Source organism: Streptacidiphilus cavernicola (genome assembly GCF_042510955.1).
Taxonomy (GTDB): domain Bacteria; phylum Actinomycetota; class Actinomycetes; order Streptomycetales; family Streptomycetaceae; genus Streptacidiphilus; species Streptacidiphilus cavernicola.
Genome location: NZ_JBHFAB010000001.1, coordinates 18221 through 32604, shown reverse-complemented (window position 1 = coordinate 32604; position 14384 = coordinate 18221). Strand labels below are relative to the sequence as shown.

At 70.6% G+C, this 14384-nt stretch carries 13 protein-coding genes; 9 read left to right on the top strand and 4 right to left on the bottom strand.

Annotated features, from left to right (window positions below):
* Positions 1–78 precede the first annotated feature (78 nt).
* A complete protein-coding gene (locus ACEZDE_RS00155; protein WP_380530139.1) occupies positions 79–420 on the top strand; it encodes a hypothetical protein in 342 nt (113 codons plus the stop codon).
* Positions 421–531: 111 nt separating this feature from the next.
* On the opposite strand, the gene ACEZDE_RS00150 is transcribed toward ACEZDE_RS00155, so the two are convergent.
* Complete coding sequence (locus tag ACEZDE_RS00150) at positions 532–975, bottom strand: MarR family winged helix-turn-helix transcriptional regulator (protein ID WP_380530136.1); 444 nt, start codon at positions 973–975, stop codon at positions 532–534.
* Between the two features lie 192 nt (positions 976–1167).
* On the opposite strand from ACEZDE_RS00150, the gene ACEZDE_RS00145 reads away from it, so the two are divergent.
* Positions 1168–2040: an SDR family oxidoreductase gene (locus ACEZDE_RS00145; RefSeq protein ID WP_380530133.1), complete on the top strand. Its 873-nt coding sequence runs from the start codon at positions 1168–1170 to the stop codon at positions 2038–2040.
* On the top strand, positions 2037–2687 hold the full coding sequence (locus ACEZDE_RS00140) for a hemerythrin domain-containing protein (protein WP_380530130.1): 651 nt from the start codon (positions 2037–2039) through the stop codon (positions 2685–2687). Before ACEZDE_RS00145 ends, ACEZDE_RS00140 begins: the two co-directional genes overlap by 4 nt.
* Positions 2688–2823: 136 nt before the next feature.
* On the opposite strand, the gene ACEZDE_RS00135 is transcribed toward ACEZDE_RS00140, so the two are convergent.
* Positions 2824–3498 (bottom strand): TetR/AcrR family transcriptional regulator, encoded by a 675-nt coding sequence (locus ACEZDE_RS00135; RefSeq protein WP_380530127.1) that lies wholly within the window; start codon positions 3496–3498, stop codon positions 2824–2826.
* 60 nt (positions 3499–3558) lie between these two features.
* Between ACEZDE_RS00135 and ACEZDE_RS00130 the strand changes: the two genes are divergently transcribed.
* Positions 3559–4437 carry a ketopantoate reductase family protein gene (locus ACEZDE_RS00130; protein ID WP_380530124.1) on the top strand — a complete coding sequence of 293 codons (879 nt, stop codon included), beginning with the start codon at positions 3559–3561 and terminating at the stop codon, positions 4435–4437.
* 101 nt (positions 4438–4538) lie between these two features.
* Here ACEZDE_RS00130 and ACEZDE_RS00125 read toward each other — a convergent pair whose 3' ends face one another.
* The gene (locus ACEZDE_RS00125; protein ID WP_380530121.1) at positions 4539–6998 is read right to left on the bottom strand and encodes a glycoside hydrolase family 2 protein; all 2460 of its coding nucleotides are present in this window, start codon (positions 6996–6998) and stop codon (positions 4539–4541) included.
* Positions 6999–7400: 402 nt separating this feature from the next.
* Here ACEZDE_RS00125 and ACEZDE_RS00120 point away from each other — a divergent pair, with 402 nt between their 5' ends.
* The 5 genes from ACEZDE_RS00120 to ACEZDE_RS00100 all read left to right on the top strand — a co-directional run bounded on the left by ACEZDE_RS00120 (position 7401) and on the right by ACEZDE_RS00100 (position 13146).
* Positions 7401–8411, top strand: a complete 1011-nt coding sequence (locus ACEZDE_RS00120; RefSeq protein WP_380530118.1) for an ROK family protein — start codon at positions 7401–7403, stop codon at positions 8409–8411.
* Between the two features lie 247 nt (positions 8412–8658).
* Entirely contained in the window at positions 8659–9966 is a 1308-nt protein-coding gene (locus ACEZDE_RS00115) for an ABC transporter substrate-binding protein (protein ID WP_380530115.1), read from the top strand.
* Positions 9967–10071: 105 nt separating this feature from the next.
* Positions 10072–11049: a carbohydrate ABC transporter permease gene (locus ACEZDE_RS00110; RefSeq protein ID WP_380530112.1), complete on the top strand. Its 978-nt coding sequence runs from the start codon at positions 10072–10074 to the stop codon at positions 11047–11049.
* A complete protein-coding gene (locus tag ACEZDE_RS00105) occupies positions 11046–11939 on the top strand; it encodes a carbohydrate ABC transporter permease (protein ID WP_380530109.1) in 894 nt (297 codons plus the stop codon). Before ACEZDE_RS00110 ends, ACEZDE_RS00105 begins: the two co-directional genes overlap by 4 nt.
* Positions 11940–11973: 34 nt before the next feature.
* Positions 11974–13146: a LacI family DNA-binding transcriptional regulator gene (locus ACEZDE_RS00100; RefSeq protein WP_380530105.1), complete on the top strand. Its 1173-nt coding sequence runs from the start codon at positions 11974–11976 to the stop codon at positions 13144–13146.
* On the opposite strand, the gene ACEZDE_RS00095 is transcribed toward ACEZDE_RS00100, so the two are convergent.
* On the bottom strand, positions 13055–14095 hold the full coding sequence (locus ACEZDE_RS00095; protein WP_380530102.1) for a LacI family DNA-binding transcriptional regulator: 1041 nt from the start codon (positions 14093–14095) through the stop codon (positions 13055–13057). The genes ACEZDE_RS00100 and ACEZDE_RS00095 overlap by 92 nt on opposite strands.
* Between the last annotated feature and the right edge of the window lie 289 nt (positions 14096–14384).

Here is a 14384-nt window from a genome sequence, read left to right as displayed (position 1 = left end):
TTCGGCGAGGACGCGCTGACCGGGCGTCTGGTCGGCGCGATCACGGCGGCGCCTGCCGGGGACTCCCCGCTCGAAGCGGTGGCGCGCGGCCTCGACGTCCTGGGGCGGGATGTCTTCACGCCCGACTACCGCGCGTTCGCTGCCCGCAGGCGGGCGGTGATCGAGGCCCACGCCGACCTCCAGGAGCGCGAGGCCCTCAAGGGCGTGAGCCTCACCGCCTCGATGGCCCGTGCTGTGGCGGGCCGCGGCGTGCCCGTCCTCGCCGCCCGGGTCTCCGCGGAGCTGGGCGCACTCGCCCTGAAGACGGCCTACGAGCAGTGGAGCGACCCGGACGGCACCGACCGTTTCGGTGACCTCGCCCGGCGGGCCCTCGGCGACGTCCGCGCCGCCGTCCTGGCGGTGGACGCCCGGGAGGGCTGAGGGGGCACGGGCGGCCACGGTGCCCTGAAGGTCGTCAGGATCATTGATGAACTGGTCAGCTGGTTTGACTATGTCGAGGCATCGATGCCGGGCGGCCCGTCGCGGTCGGTCCTACCGCGCGTAGGGGTCGGTGATCTCGCGGAGCTGATCCAGGATCTGCTGCAGCAGTGCGAAGTTGCGGGTGCCCAGGTAGGCCTTCCACTCGGCGAGGATCTCGTCGAGCGTCGCCGCGGCCACCGCGACCGCCCGTCGGCCGCGCTCCTCGATCACGATCAACCTGGCCCGGCCGTCGGTGGGGTCGGGGACCCGGCGGACATAGCCCAGCCGCTCCAGTTGGTCGACCAGGACGCCGGCGCTCTGCTTGCTCATCTGTGCCTGGTCAGCGAGGTCGGTGAGGCGCGAACCGTCCGGGGAGATGCGTTGGAACACCCGGCACTGGGCGAGGGTCCAGTCGTCGAAACCGGCGTCCTGGATGGCCCGGAAAATCCGGTCCTCGGTGTACCGGTACGGGATGAACAACGACACCCCTAGATCAACCCGCTGCTCGTCGTTCATGCCGCCCTCGGCTCCGTCCGCCCGCCTGATCCCACGAGGTTCACACCCTACGGCAGCGCCGCCGGGCCGGACCGCCGCTCGGCCGCCCCTCGTCGGCTCCGCTCCTTCCGCGGTTGCCATCGATGCTTCCCTGTGCCTACAGTAGTCAATGTTGCTGACTAATTGGAACGCACGTTGTCGAAGGGAAACACCATGTCCATCGTTATCACCGGAGCGTCGGGTCACCTCGGCCGGCTCGTCGTGGACCAGCTCCTCGCCGCCGGAACGCCGCCGGCGCAGATCGTGGCCACTGGCCGGGACGTCGGCAAGCTCGCCGACCTCGAACAGAACGGGGTCACCGTGCGGCGCGCGGACTTCGCCGACCCGAGCACCCTCGACCGCGCCTTCGCGGGCGCCGACGCGATGCTGCTGGTCTCCACGACGACGGTCGGCGAGCGGTTCGACAACCACCGGCAGGCCATCGACGCGGCAATCCGGGCGGACGTGTCCCGGATCGTCTACACCAGCATCGTCAACGCCTCCACCGCGCGGATGACGCTCGCCGACGAGCACCGCCGCACCGAGGACTACCTGCGGGCCAGCGGCTGCGAGTTCGTCATCCTGCGCAACGGGTGGTACCTGGAGAACTACACCGACCAGCTCCCGATGATCACCCAGTACCACGCGTTGCTGGGCAGCGCGCACGACGGCCTGGTCAGCGCGGCCGGCCGGCACGACTTCGCTGCTGCCGCCGCCGTGGTGCTGACCCAGGACGGGCACCTGGGAGCGACCTACGAGCTCGGCGGGACGCCGTTCACCCTGACCGAACTCGCCGCCACGATGAGCGACGTCCTCGGCACCCACATCGCCTACCAGGACATGTCGGTCGCCGACTACACCAGTGCTCTGACCGGTGCCGGGCTGCCGCCGGAGATGGCCGCCGCCGTCGCCGACGCCGATGCCGGCCTGGCCCGCGGAGAGCTGTTCACCGCCAGCGACGACCTGGTCAAGCTGATCGGCCGGCCGGCCACCACGGCGCGCGAAGCCGTCCGGAGCGCCGCCGCGGCCGTCGGGGAGTCACGGTGAGCAGCACCGGATCCGGCGTCGACACCCACGAGATGGTGCTGATCCACCGCGTCATCCGGCGCGAGTTCGGTCAGCTGCCCCGGCTGTTCCGTTCCGCGGCCGGTGACCGTGCGCGGTCCAAGGTCATCGGCGCGCACGCCCGGGAGATGCTGGACTTCCTCCACACGCACCACACCGGCGAGGACGAACTGCTCTTTCCGCTGCTGCGTCAGAGAGCCGTGCTCGACCCGGAGTTGATGGACCGGATGGACGCGCAGCACGCGCAGGTCGACGCCGCCGTCACGGCCCTCGGCGCGGACCTGCCGGCCTGGACGGCGAGCGCGGACGCCGCCGTCGGCGAGCGGATGGCGGCCCTGATCGACGCCACGATGCCGACGCTGATCGACCACCTGGCGGAGGAGGAGCGGAAGCTGCTCCCGATCGTCTCGGTCACGCTGACGCAGAGCGAGTGGGACGCACTCGGCAAGCACGGCATGAGCGCGATCCCGGTCACCCGGCGGCTGGTGATCCTCGGCCACATCGCCGAGGAGACCGACGACGCGGAACGGCAGAGGTTCATGCAGGTGGTGCCGGCCCCGGCCCGCCTGGCCTACAAGCTGATCGGCCACCGCCAGTTCACCCGCGAAACCACAGTGATCCGCGGCTGACCCTCCGCGGCTGACCCCCCCGGGCGGCTGCCCCCTGCGGCTGACCCCCTGCAGCGCCCCGGCCCCGCAGCCCAGCCCCAACCCCGACCCGGCCCCGCAGCCCACCCTTCACCCGGGCAGCGGCGGTCGGGTCGCGTCATTCATCCGCCGCGCCAGGTTCGGAGGTGGGCCGTCCCGGGCTGCCCGGGTCGGTCGGTGGCGCGCTCATCGCGGCCGTCAGGAAGGTGATCGCCCAGTTTCGGGCCTCCCAGCCTGCCGTTGTCGTCGGGCAGGCGGGGGAGGGCTGTTGGTAGACCTCGACGCGGTCCACGGCTGTCACGGCGAGGATTCCCCGGATGCGGAACCACAGCTCCTGCGGGGCGAGGTCGGGCAGTGCGCGTGTGAAGGCCGCTAGGTAGCGCTCGCGGACCGTGTCCTCGTCGGGGCCGGTCCAACTGCGGGCCTCGTCGGCCGGGTCGCTGATGATCATCATGATCAGCCGGGAGGTCCGGGCTCCGCTCTCGTCGCCGGCCGGCATCCCGTCGAAGAGCGGCCCCGCGAAAGCTTCCACCAGTGCGGCGACCGGCGGGTCCGGGGTGCGGGCGAGCAGTTCGTCGAGCCCGGTGCGCTGGGCGGCGGTGACGGGCTCGAACGCGCGACGGGCGACCGCGGCCAGCAGGTCCGCCTTCGAGCCGAAGTGGTAGCCGACGGCGGCCAGGTTCGCCCCGGCGAGGTCGGTGATCGCGCGGACCGAGGTGCCGCGGTAGCCGTGCTCGGCGAAGAGGCGTTCGGCCGCATCGAGGATCTTGGTCCGGGTATCGAGTGGCGTCATGGGACGTACTATACGTACGTTTGAATAAAACGAACGTTTGACTCACTTGAGGGGATGGCCATGAAACTGCTCGTCTACGGTGCCGGGGTCTGCGGCAGCCTGTTCGCCGCCCGCCTGCACGAGGCCGGATTCGACATCTCGCTCCTCGCCCGGGGCGAGCGCCTGGCCTCCCTGCGTCAGCACGGCGTGCAGCTCGCCGAGGACGACAGCCCGACCGTCAGGCGGGTGCCGGTGCCGGTGGTCGAGCATCCGACCGGCGGGTACGACCTGACCGCCGTCCTCGTGCGCGCCCATCAGGTCGACACGGTGCTGGAGTCACTGGCCGACCTCGAAGGCGACGTGCTGTTCCTGCACAACTGGGCAGGCGGCGCTGAGCCGTTGGGCGCGGCGATCGGCCACGGGCGGGTGCTGCTCGGCTTCCCCCCGGGGCTGGCCGGCGGCACGATGGACGGCGGCGTGGTCCGCCACCGCGCGCCCAGCTTCATGATCAACCGGGTCCCGATGCCGATCGGCGAGCCCGACGGCCGGACCACCCCGCGACTGGAGCGGATCGTCCGGGAGTTCCGCCCCGTCGGGATCAATGCCAAGGCCGAGCCGCGGATGGATGCCTGGCTCACGACGCACGCCGCGTTCGAAGTGCCGCTGGGGCAGCAGGTGCACGCGGCCGGCGGCCCGGTGGCGCTGGCCGACGATCCCGCCGCGGTCCGCGGCATGCTCCGGCTGATGCGGCAGAACCTGGCCGCCATGCCGACGCCGCCGGTCCCCCGCGCGTTCGCCGCCCTGCAGACCCTGCCCGAAGGGCTGCTCGTGGCCGTGCTGCGGCGCTTCCTGCGCAGCCGGACAGCCGTCCGCAGCGGCCTCAGCGACGATTCCCCCGCGGCGGTGGCCGAACTCGCGCGACTGGCCGAGCAGTTGAGCGCCCGAGGGGCGGTTCGGTAGGCCGTCGTCCGCGCCCCCGTCCCCTGCCCTCGTCCCCCGTCCCCGCTCCCGTCTGCTTGGCGCGGGAGGGCGCGGGGCCGGGCCGGGCCGAGCAGGGTGGGTCATGCGTGTTCCGGGGAGAGGCCGTTGACGCAGCGCAGCGCGCGCCGCGCCGCGTGGATGCCGGGTGAGTCCCATCCAGTGACGGTGAAGGCGGCCTGTTCGCCGGGCAGCAGGGTGATCCGGCCGCGGTCGGTGGCCGCGGCCGGATCGAGCCGGTCGGCCCGCAGCAGCAGGTCGCGCAACAGGGTGCGGGCGGTGACAGTGATCAGCGTGTCGTGTTCGCGGGTGTCGACGGTGACGTCGAACTCGGCCTGGGGGTAGGCGAAGTCGCGGTCCGCCGCGGCGAAGTGCAGGGCGCGCAGCCCGTCCGCGTCGGCGACCCAGAACTCCTTCGCCCGGTCCGCGTCGCAGGTCAGCTCCGAGGGCAGTTCGACGTGTGCGACGGAGCGCTCCGCCGCCTCGACGGTCGTGGTGAACCGGGCTGTCGTCGTGCCGTCGGCGGCCACCCGGCGCAACTCGACCGGTGCGTTCCAGGGCCGGGCGCCCTGGTTGACGGCAGCCAGCCGGATTCGGCCGCCGTCGGTGGTGAAGGTGAGCAGTCGGTCCGCGTAGAGGCGCTGGAGTTCGAAGTAGAGCGGCTTCAGGTGGCCGTCGCCGTCGATGGCCGCCCAGGAGGTGACCGGCCAGCAGTCGTTCAGCTGCCACACGATGCTTCCCGCGCACCGGGGCCAGTTCGCCCGCCAGTGCTCGATCCCGGTGGCGATGGCGCGGGCCTGGTTGAGCTGGGTGAGGTAGTGCCAGGTGTCGAAGTCGGCGGGGTCGGCGAAGTGCGGGGCCAGTCCGCGGGCGAGTTTGCCGTTGCCGTCCTCGGCCTTCTGATGGTGCAGCATGCCGGGGGAGTCGGAGGCCAGCGGCCGGTCGCTGACGGAGCGTTCGATCGTGGCCAGGGCCGGCGGCGCCTGCCAGCCGAACTCGGCGACGAACCGGGGCACGTCGGTGAGGTAGTCGGCGTAGTCGCGCCGGTTCCAGGCCTCCCACAGGTGGGTGGTGCCGTGGCGGGAGTCGTTGGGGTGCAGGTTGGTGCTGCCGGACCAGGGGCTGCCGGCCCAGTAGGGGCGGCTGGGGTCGAGCTCGGCCACCACCCTCGGCAGCAGGTCGAAGTAGTAGCCGCGACCCCAGGTGGCGCCGTCGAGTTCCGGCTTCCAGTCCCAGTCCTCGAAGCCCCAGAGGTTCTCGTTGTTGCCGTTCCACAGCACCAGGCTGGGGTGCGGCATCAGCCGGACCACGTTCTCGCGGGCCTCCGCCTCGACCTCGGCCGGCAGCGGGCCCTCCTCGGGGTAGGCCGCGCAGGCGAACAGGAAGTCCTGCCAGACCAGCAGCCCCAGTTCGTCGCACGCGTCGTAGAAGGCGCGGTCCTCGTAGATGCCGCCGCCCCAGATCCGCACCAGGTCGACATTGGCGGCCTTGGCCTGTTCCAGGCGCAGCCGATAGCGCTCGGGGGTGATCCGGGAGGGCAGCACGTCGTCGGGGATCCAGTTGACACCGCGGGCGAACACCGGCACACCGTTGACCTTGATGGTGAAGGCGCTTCCGTGCTCGTCCGCCGTCGTGTCCAGTGCGACGGTCCGGAACCCGAGCCGGCGGGACCAGGTGTCCAGGACGGTGTCCGCGGCCGGGTCGAGGAGTTCGACCAACGTCTCGTAGCGGGGCTGCGCCCCGAGGGAGTGCGGCCACCACAGCTCCACGTCCTGGACCTGTAGCCGCAGTTCCGCCGTGTCCTGCTCCGGGGAGAGGTCCAGGGTCGCCGACTGCCCTCCCGCGCTGACGCGCAGCCGCAGGCTCCGGGACCGGCCGGTCGCGGTGCGCTCCAGATCCGCCTGGACGCGCACGGTCCCGGTGGAACCGTCCACGGTGACCTGGGGGCGGACCTGGGCCAACCGGGCCGTACTCCAGGACTCCAGCCTGACCGGGCGCCAGATGCCGGCGGTCACCACCGTCGGCCCCCAGTCCCAGCCGAAGCTGCTCGCCATCTTGCGCACGTAGTTGAACGGCTCGGGGTAGACGTTGGGACGGGCGCCGACCTCCTCGCGCACCTTGTCCGCCTCGCTGTAGGCGTCGGCGAAGCGCACCGTCAGCGGAACGCCTTCCGCGCCGACCTGGCCGCTGATGTCCCAGCGGTAGCCGCGGTGCATGTTCTGCGACTCACCCACCTGCCGTCCGGCGACGCTGACCCGTGCGAACGTGTCCAGGCCCTCGAAGACCAGATCGGTGCGCTCGTGGCCTTCGAAGGCGTCGGACAGCGTGGTGTCGTAGCGCCAGCCGGTGCGGCCCACCCAGCCGATCTCCGTCTCGTTGCGGTCCAGAAAGGGATCGGGTATCGCGCCGACGGCCAGCAGGTCGCTGTGCACGCACCCGGGGACCTGGGCGGCGAAGACCGCGCCCTCCTCCAACTGGGACGGAGTGACCGGGCCGTCGTGCCGCAGGGTCCAGGGGTGGGTCAACGGGTGGGCGACCAGCATGAGTGCTCCTAGGGAGGCCGGGGGAAGGAAGGGACCGCACCCGGGCCTGCGGATTGGGGGGATCGGGCGGGGCCGACCGTGACCGTGAGGCGGTGGGGCAATGAAGGGCATGACAGGCATGAAGGCATGACAGGCATGACGGGCATGACGGGCATGACGGGCATGAAGGCGGGCCGCGCCACCGGCCTGCTCCTCAAACAGGCCGCCGACGCGGTAGCGGCAAATCTACGTCCCGCTCGGGCCGCTGTCTATTAACCGGTGCAGCTACTCTGGTCCGGCCTGGTCGACCCGGCTTTGTGGGCCATTCCGTCCTTGTCGGAGAAAGCCCAGCTCATGGCTGGTAGCCGGGTGATGAGGGCGCCTTCGCGCCGCCACCGAGCCGAGCAGATCCGAGGACCCGTCATGTCGCAATCCGTCCCCGCCCCCGTCTCCGCCTCCGTGCCCACCCCCACTCCCGACCCCGCCGCCACCCCCGACCCCACCCCCGTCGACCAGCGGCTCGTCGTCGCCGTCGACATCGGCGGCACCAAGATCGCCGCCGGACTGGTCGACTCCCGGGGTACGCTCGTCGCCTCCTGCGAGCGACCCACGCCCACCGCCGCCGACGCGGCGACCGTGCTGCGCACCGTCGGAGAGACCGTCACCGACCTGCGCCGCCACCGCGCCTGGGCGCAGGTCGTGGGTCTCGGCGTCTGCAGCGCCGGACCGGTGGACGTGAAGAACGGCCTGGTCAGCCCGGTCAACATCCCGGCCTGGCGCGACTTCCCGGTGATTGATCGGCTCACCGGGCACCCGGCCCTGGCCGGACTGCCCTGCGCCTTCGTCGGCGACGCGGTGGCCATGGCCGCCGCGGAACACCGCTTCGGCGCGGCGCGCGGCCACCGGGACGCGCTGTGCCTGGTCGTCTCCACCGGCATCGGCGCCGGCCTGATCCTGGACGGGCAGGTCCGCTACGGCATCACCGGCAACGCCGGCCACCTGGGCCACATCAGCGTCGACTACGCCGGCGAACCCTGCCCCTGCGGCTCCCACGGGTGCCTGGAACGGCTGTCCAGCGGCACCGCCATCGCCCGCCACGCCACCCGCCTGGGCTGGACGCCCCCGCCCGGAACGGCCGCCACGGCCTCCTCCGCGGCCGTCGACGCCAGGTTGGGGCACCCCGCCGCGCTCCAGGCGTTCGACCTGGCCGCGCAGGCCCTGGCCTCGGGCATCGCTGCGGTCGCCGCCCTGGTGGAGATCGAGGTCGCGGTGCTCGGCGGGGGCGTCATGCAGGCCGCCGACCTGCTGCTCCCGCGGCTGCGGCACCACCTGCGCGGATACCTGGCGCTGCCGTTCACCCAGCGGCTGCGGATCAGGACCGCGGAGCTCGGCACCTCGGCCGGCCTGATCGGCGCCGCGTCGCTCCTGATGTGACGCGACTTCCGAGGTGGCGCGGTGACTCGGTGGAACTGAAGCGCTTTATCCCAACATATTCCCAGGTCAAGCAGTATTCGTCTGAGCGATGCAAGGTGAACTGCTTGTAACGGTTACGTATCGCCGGGGAGTCCTGCCCTTTACCGCCCGGTTGGTGCGTGCCAGAGTTCCGCACTACTGAACCGATTAAGGCAGTTCGGTACCCGCCCGGTGATGCGGGCTTTCCTTCGAAAACGGAGATGACGCGATGCGGAGAACGGCAGCGGCAGTGACGGCGCTGGCGGCCATGATGGTCATGGCGGCCTGCAGCAGCGGTGGCAGTGCCGCGGGATCAGCGGCGGCCCCGGCCGACCCAGCGAAGGTCTCGGGCGACATCACCGTCCTGACCAACCGGACCGACCTGCAGCAGGACGGCACGCTGGCCAAGTACGCGGCGGCGTTCACCAAGCTCTACCCCCAGGTGCACGTGAAGTTCCAGGCCCTCACCGACTACGAGGGCGAGACCAAGATCCGGATGAACACCTCGAACTACGGCGACGTGCTGCTGATCCCCAACGCGGTCAGCCGCAGCGACTACCCGAAGTTCTTCGCACCGCTCGGAAGCTTCGCCGACCTGTCGAAGAAGTACCAGTTCGTCGACACCAGCAGTGTCGACGGCAAGACCTACGGTCTGGTCTCGTTCGCCTCGGCCACCGGCTTCGTCTACAACAAGAAGGTGTGGCAGCAGGCCGGGATCACCGCCTGGCCGACCAGCACCGACCAGATGCTGGCGGACCTGAAGGCGGTCAAGGGCAAGACCGGGGCAATCCCCTACTACACCAACTACAAGGACGGCTGGCCGCTGACCCAGTGGTCCAACTCCATCGGTTCGGCGACGTGCAACCCCGGGGCGAACGACCTGCTCACCACCACTGACCCCTGGGCGCAGGGCGCGGACTACAACCTCGCCGACTCGCTGCTGTTCAACGTCGTCCACGACAAGCTCTCCGAGCCGGACCCGACCACCACCAACTGGGAGAACTCCAAGTCCCTGCTGGCCACCGGCAAGATCTCCTCGATGTGGCTCGGCTCCTGGGCCATCCCGCAGATGCAGGCGGCTGCGACCAAGGCCGGCCAGGACCCCTCCGAGATCGGCTTCATGCCCTTCCCGGCCCAGGTCGGCGGCAAGTCCTGTTCGGTCGAGAACCCCGACTACCAGTACGCGGTCAGCATCCACTCCGCTCACAAGGCGGCTGCTCGGGCCTGGATCGACTGGGTCGTCAACGAGTCCGGCTTCGCCCAGGACAACTCCGGCATCTCCAGCATCCTCGGGGCCCCGCTGCCGAGCGCGCTGAAGGACTTCGAGACCAACAACGTCCAGATGATCATCGAGCGGCAGGACCTGGCCAAGCAGGTCAACGACATCGACAAGGCCTCCGAGGTCGGGATCACCGCACCCGACTACCGTCAGCACCTGGTCGACGTCGCCCGCGGAGCGGCTCCCGGCAGCCTGGCGAGCGTCCTCGCCGACCTGTCCAAGAAGTGGTCGACCGGCCAGGAGACCGCCGGTTCCTGATCCACCGGAGCGGTGCTCCGTGCCGGGGCGACGTCGCGTGTCGCCCTGGCACTGCTCAGAAGACTATCCGGCCGCGGCGCCGCAGCCGAGGAAGAAGATTTCCCGATGGACGTATCCCGGACCACGACCGAGCACGACGTCGGCGTCCCGCAGCCGCAGCCGACGTCACAGCACGGCCCGGTGCGCGGCGCGGCCGGCGTACCGGCGGCACCCCGCCCGCGGCGGCGCTTCGTATGGACCCCCTGGCTGTTCCTGCTGCTGCCGCTCGCCTTCCTGATCATCTTCACCTACGTCCCGGTGGCCAGGATGATCCAGTACAGCTTCACCGACTGGGACGGGGTCAGCCCAGACTCGAACCTGGTCGGCTTCCAGAACTACATCGACATCTTCACCCGACCCCAGCTGTTCCAGGTGTTCTTCGTCAGCGGGTACTACGTCGTCGCCTCCTTCGTGCAACTGGCGCTCGCGCTCTATTTCGCCACCGTGCTCAGCTTCAACACCCGTTTCAGCAACCTGTTCCGCGGCATCCTGTTCTTCCCCTACCTGATCAACGGGGTCGCGGTCGGGTTCGTCTTCCTCTACTTCTTCCAGTCCGGCGGCACCCTGGACACCGTCCTGTCCGGGCTGGGCGTCCACGGGCACCACTACTGGCTCGGCAACCCCGCCCTGGCCAACATCTCGCTGTCCGGGGTGTCGGTGTGGCGGTACACGGGCCTGAACTTCGTGCTCTTCCTCGGCGGCATCCAGTCGATCTCACCCGAGCTCTACGAGGCCGCCGAACTGGACGGCGCCAACCGCTGGCACCAGTTCCGCCACATCATCCTGCCCAGCATCAAGCCGCTCCTGGGCCTCAGTCTCATCCTGGCCGTCTCCGGAGCACTGTCGGTGTTCGAGATCCCCTACGTCATGACCGGGGGCTCGGGCAACACCGAGACCTTCGTCATCCAGACGATCAAGATGGCCTTCGTGTTCAACAAGACCGGCCTGGCGTCGGCCGCGGCCGTGATGCTGCTGGCGATCGTCCTGCTGGTGACCTGGATCCAGCGCCGCCTGGTCCCGGACGAAAGGGTCGACCTCGTATGAGCACCACCGCACCCCGCGCCCGCCGCAGCCCCGGCGCACCCCGCGCCCGCCGCGGCTCCGGCCCGCTGGCCCTGTCGGCCGTGGCCGCCAAGTACCTCTCGCTCGTCCTGGCCTGCCTGGTCGTGCTGGTGCCGCTGACCTCGGTGCTGATGACCTCGTTCAAGACCTCGGGGGAGATGGCCAGGGGCAGCGGTGCGCTCACCGCGCCGCACAACTGGTTCAACTTCGCCAACTACGTGACCGCCTTCAAGGACGGCGGCATGCTCCAGGGCTTCGGCAACACCCTGTTCATCCTGCTGTTCTCCATCGTCGGCACCGTCCTGATCGGCTCCATGGCCGCCTACGCCATCGACCGCTTCGAGTTCCGGTTCAAGAAGCTGGTGGTGAGCCTGTTCCTGGTGGCCACCCTGGTCCCCGCGGTCACCACCCAGGTCGCCACCTTCCAGGTGATCAACGGCTTCGGCCTGTTCGACACCCGATGGGCCCCGATCCTGCTCTACATGGGCACCGACATCGTCTCGATCTACATCTTCCTGCAGTTCATCCGCGGCATCCCGGTCTCCCTCGACGAGGCCGCGCGGATCGACGGCGCCTCGTCGCTGCGGATCTACTGGACGATCATCCTGCCGCTGCTGCGGCCCGCCATCGCGACCGTCGTCATCATCAAGGGCATCGCCGTCTACAACGACTTCTACATCCCCTTCCTCTACATGCCGGACGAGAACCTCGGCACCGTCTCCACCTCGCTGTTCCGCTTCAAGGGGCCTTTCGGCGCCCAGTGGCAGGACATCTCGGCCGGCGCCGTCCTGGTGATCATCCCCAGCCTGCTCGCCTTCCTGTTTCTGCAGCGGTTCATCTACAGCGGGCTGACCAAGGGGGCCACCAAGTGAACCGCCCGGCGCCGGGCGGCCCCGGTCCGGGCCGGTGAAGCGCCTGACCATCAGTGACATCGCCACCATGGCAGGGGTGTCCAACGGAACGGTCTCCTATGCGCTGAACGACCGCCCGGGGGTCTCCGCGCAGACCCGGGAACGCATCCTGCGCATCGCCGACGAGTTGGGTTGGCGCCCCAGCGCCGCCGCCCGAGCGCTGAAGGTCGCCCGCGCCCAGACCGTGGGACTGGCCATCACCCGCGACGCCGCCACCCTCGGCATCGAGCCCTTCTTCATGCGGTTCATCGCCGGTATGGAGGGCGAACTCGCGGCCCACCGAACGGGGTTGCTGCTCCAGGTGGCAGGCGACCACCACGAGGCACTGGAGACGATGCGGGACTGGTGGGCGGAGAAGCGGGTGGACGGCGTCATCGTGACCGACCTGTGGAACCACGACCTGCGCCTTCCCGAACTGGAACGGATGGGTGTCCCCACCGTCCTGGTCGGCGCGCCCCGGCCGGGCTGCCCGTTCCCCGCGGTCTGGAGCGACGACGCGGCTGCCGTGACCACGGCCGTGGACCACCTGGTGGAACTCGGCCACCGGGACATCGCCCGGGTCGCCGGACTGACTGCGCTCCAGCACACCCACGTGCGGACCGGCGCGTTCCGGGCCGCGGCCGTCCGGCACGGCCTGCGCAGCGCGCCGGTGCTGGCCACCGACTACAGCTGGGAGCAGGGCGCCCTGGCCACCCATCACCTGCTCACCGGACGCCTCCGGCCCACGGCCATCGTCTTCGACAACGACGTGATGGCACTGGCCGGACTCAGCGCCGCGCGCCAGCTCGGCGTCGCCGTGCCGGGGGAGCTGTCGATCGTGGCCGGTGATGACTCCCAGCTGTGCGAAATGGTCTACCCGGCCCTCACCGCGGTCTCCCGCAACGTCCAGGCCTACGGCGCCGCCGTGGCCCGGGTGCTGCTGGACAGCGTCGGCGACGGGACCGGCGACTCCCGCCAGGAGCCGACCGCCCGGCTGCGGGTGCGGGGCAGCACCGCTCCCGCCGACCGGGGGAGGCGCGATCGGGACACGCTCGACCGGGACACGCTCGACCGGCAGACGCTCCGGGTCCCGGCGGTCAGCGCTCGGGACCGGGCGGTGCCGTGGACCCCCGCGGCACCAGCACCGGTGCCGCCGCAGGAGCGGAGGCGGTCGCGCCCGACCGGATGACCTCGAACAGGCGTTGGCCCGCCAGCTCCCCAAACGCGAACACGTCATGGCTCATCGCCGAGAGCTTGGGCCGCACCAACTCGCACAACTGCGAGTCGTCCCAGGCCAGCAGGGACAGCTGCTGGGGAACCTGCACACCCATCTCCGCCGCCACGGCCAGCCCGGCCACGGCCATGATGTCGTTGTCGTAGATGATCGCGGTCGGTCGCACCTTCGCGGCCAGCAACGACCGGGTCGCCCGCGAGCCGTCGTCCCCGGAAAAGTCCGCCGCCACGGTGGTCGCGTCCGGCAGCCCCAGCTCCTCGGCCGTCGCCGTGAACGCCGCCGCGCGGATCGCGCTGTGGCCCAGCGCCGTCGGGCCGCCCACCCGCGCGATCCGCCGGTGCCCCAGTGCCGCGAGATAGCGCACGGCCTCCGTGACTGCCTGCGCGTCGTCGGTCCACACCGCGGGGAACGGACCCGCCAGGGACGGGTGCCCCACGGCGACGGCCGAAAGGCCGATCTGCGACAGGGCCTCGATCCGCGGGTCGTCGACCTGCAGGTCCACTAGGAGGGCACCGTCCACCCGGCGGCCCTGCCACCACTGGCGGTGCACCTCGATCTCCTCCGCCACGTCGTCCACCAGCCGCAGCAGCAGCGAGTAGTGCTGCGCGGAGAGGGTCTTCTCCAGACCCGCGATGAACTCCATGTAGAAGGGTTCGCGACCCAGCAGGTGGGCCGGCCGCGCCAGCACCAGGCCCACCGTGTGCGTCTCGTGGATCGACAGCGACTGGGCAGCGGTGTTGGGCGTCCAACCCATCTTCTCGGCCGTCGCGAGAATGCGCGCCCGCGTCGCCTCCGAGACCCCGGCCCGGTTGTTCAGCGCCAGCGACACCGCGGCGGTGGACACCCCGGCGGCGGCGGCGACGTCGCGGATCGTCACCCGGCGCTGGGCCTGGGGGCGGCTCATCCGCGCGACCTGCTCGCGTTGGCTGGCCTGAACCACTGCTCGCCATGCGCGTACTGGGCCACCGTCGGGCGCTCCCGTTCCTCGACTCCCTGCCGCGCGGCTGCGCAGTCGGACGTGGGAACCATCATAGGACCCAGCTGTGCCCGCAATCCATGAACCGCTTGAGCACTGCTTCGCAGATCCGTCCACCGCACCTGTCGTCGCCTGCTACCCAGGCCCCGCCCTGCGATGGAAACGAGAAAGCGCGATCTCGTGCAGCACCTCTTGACATGGCGTCATCTCCCGGTAA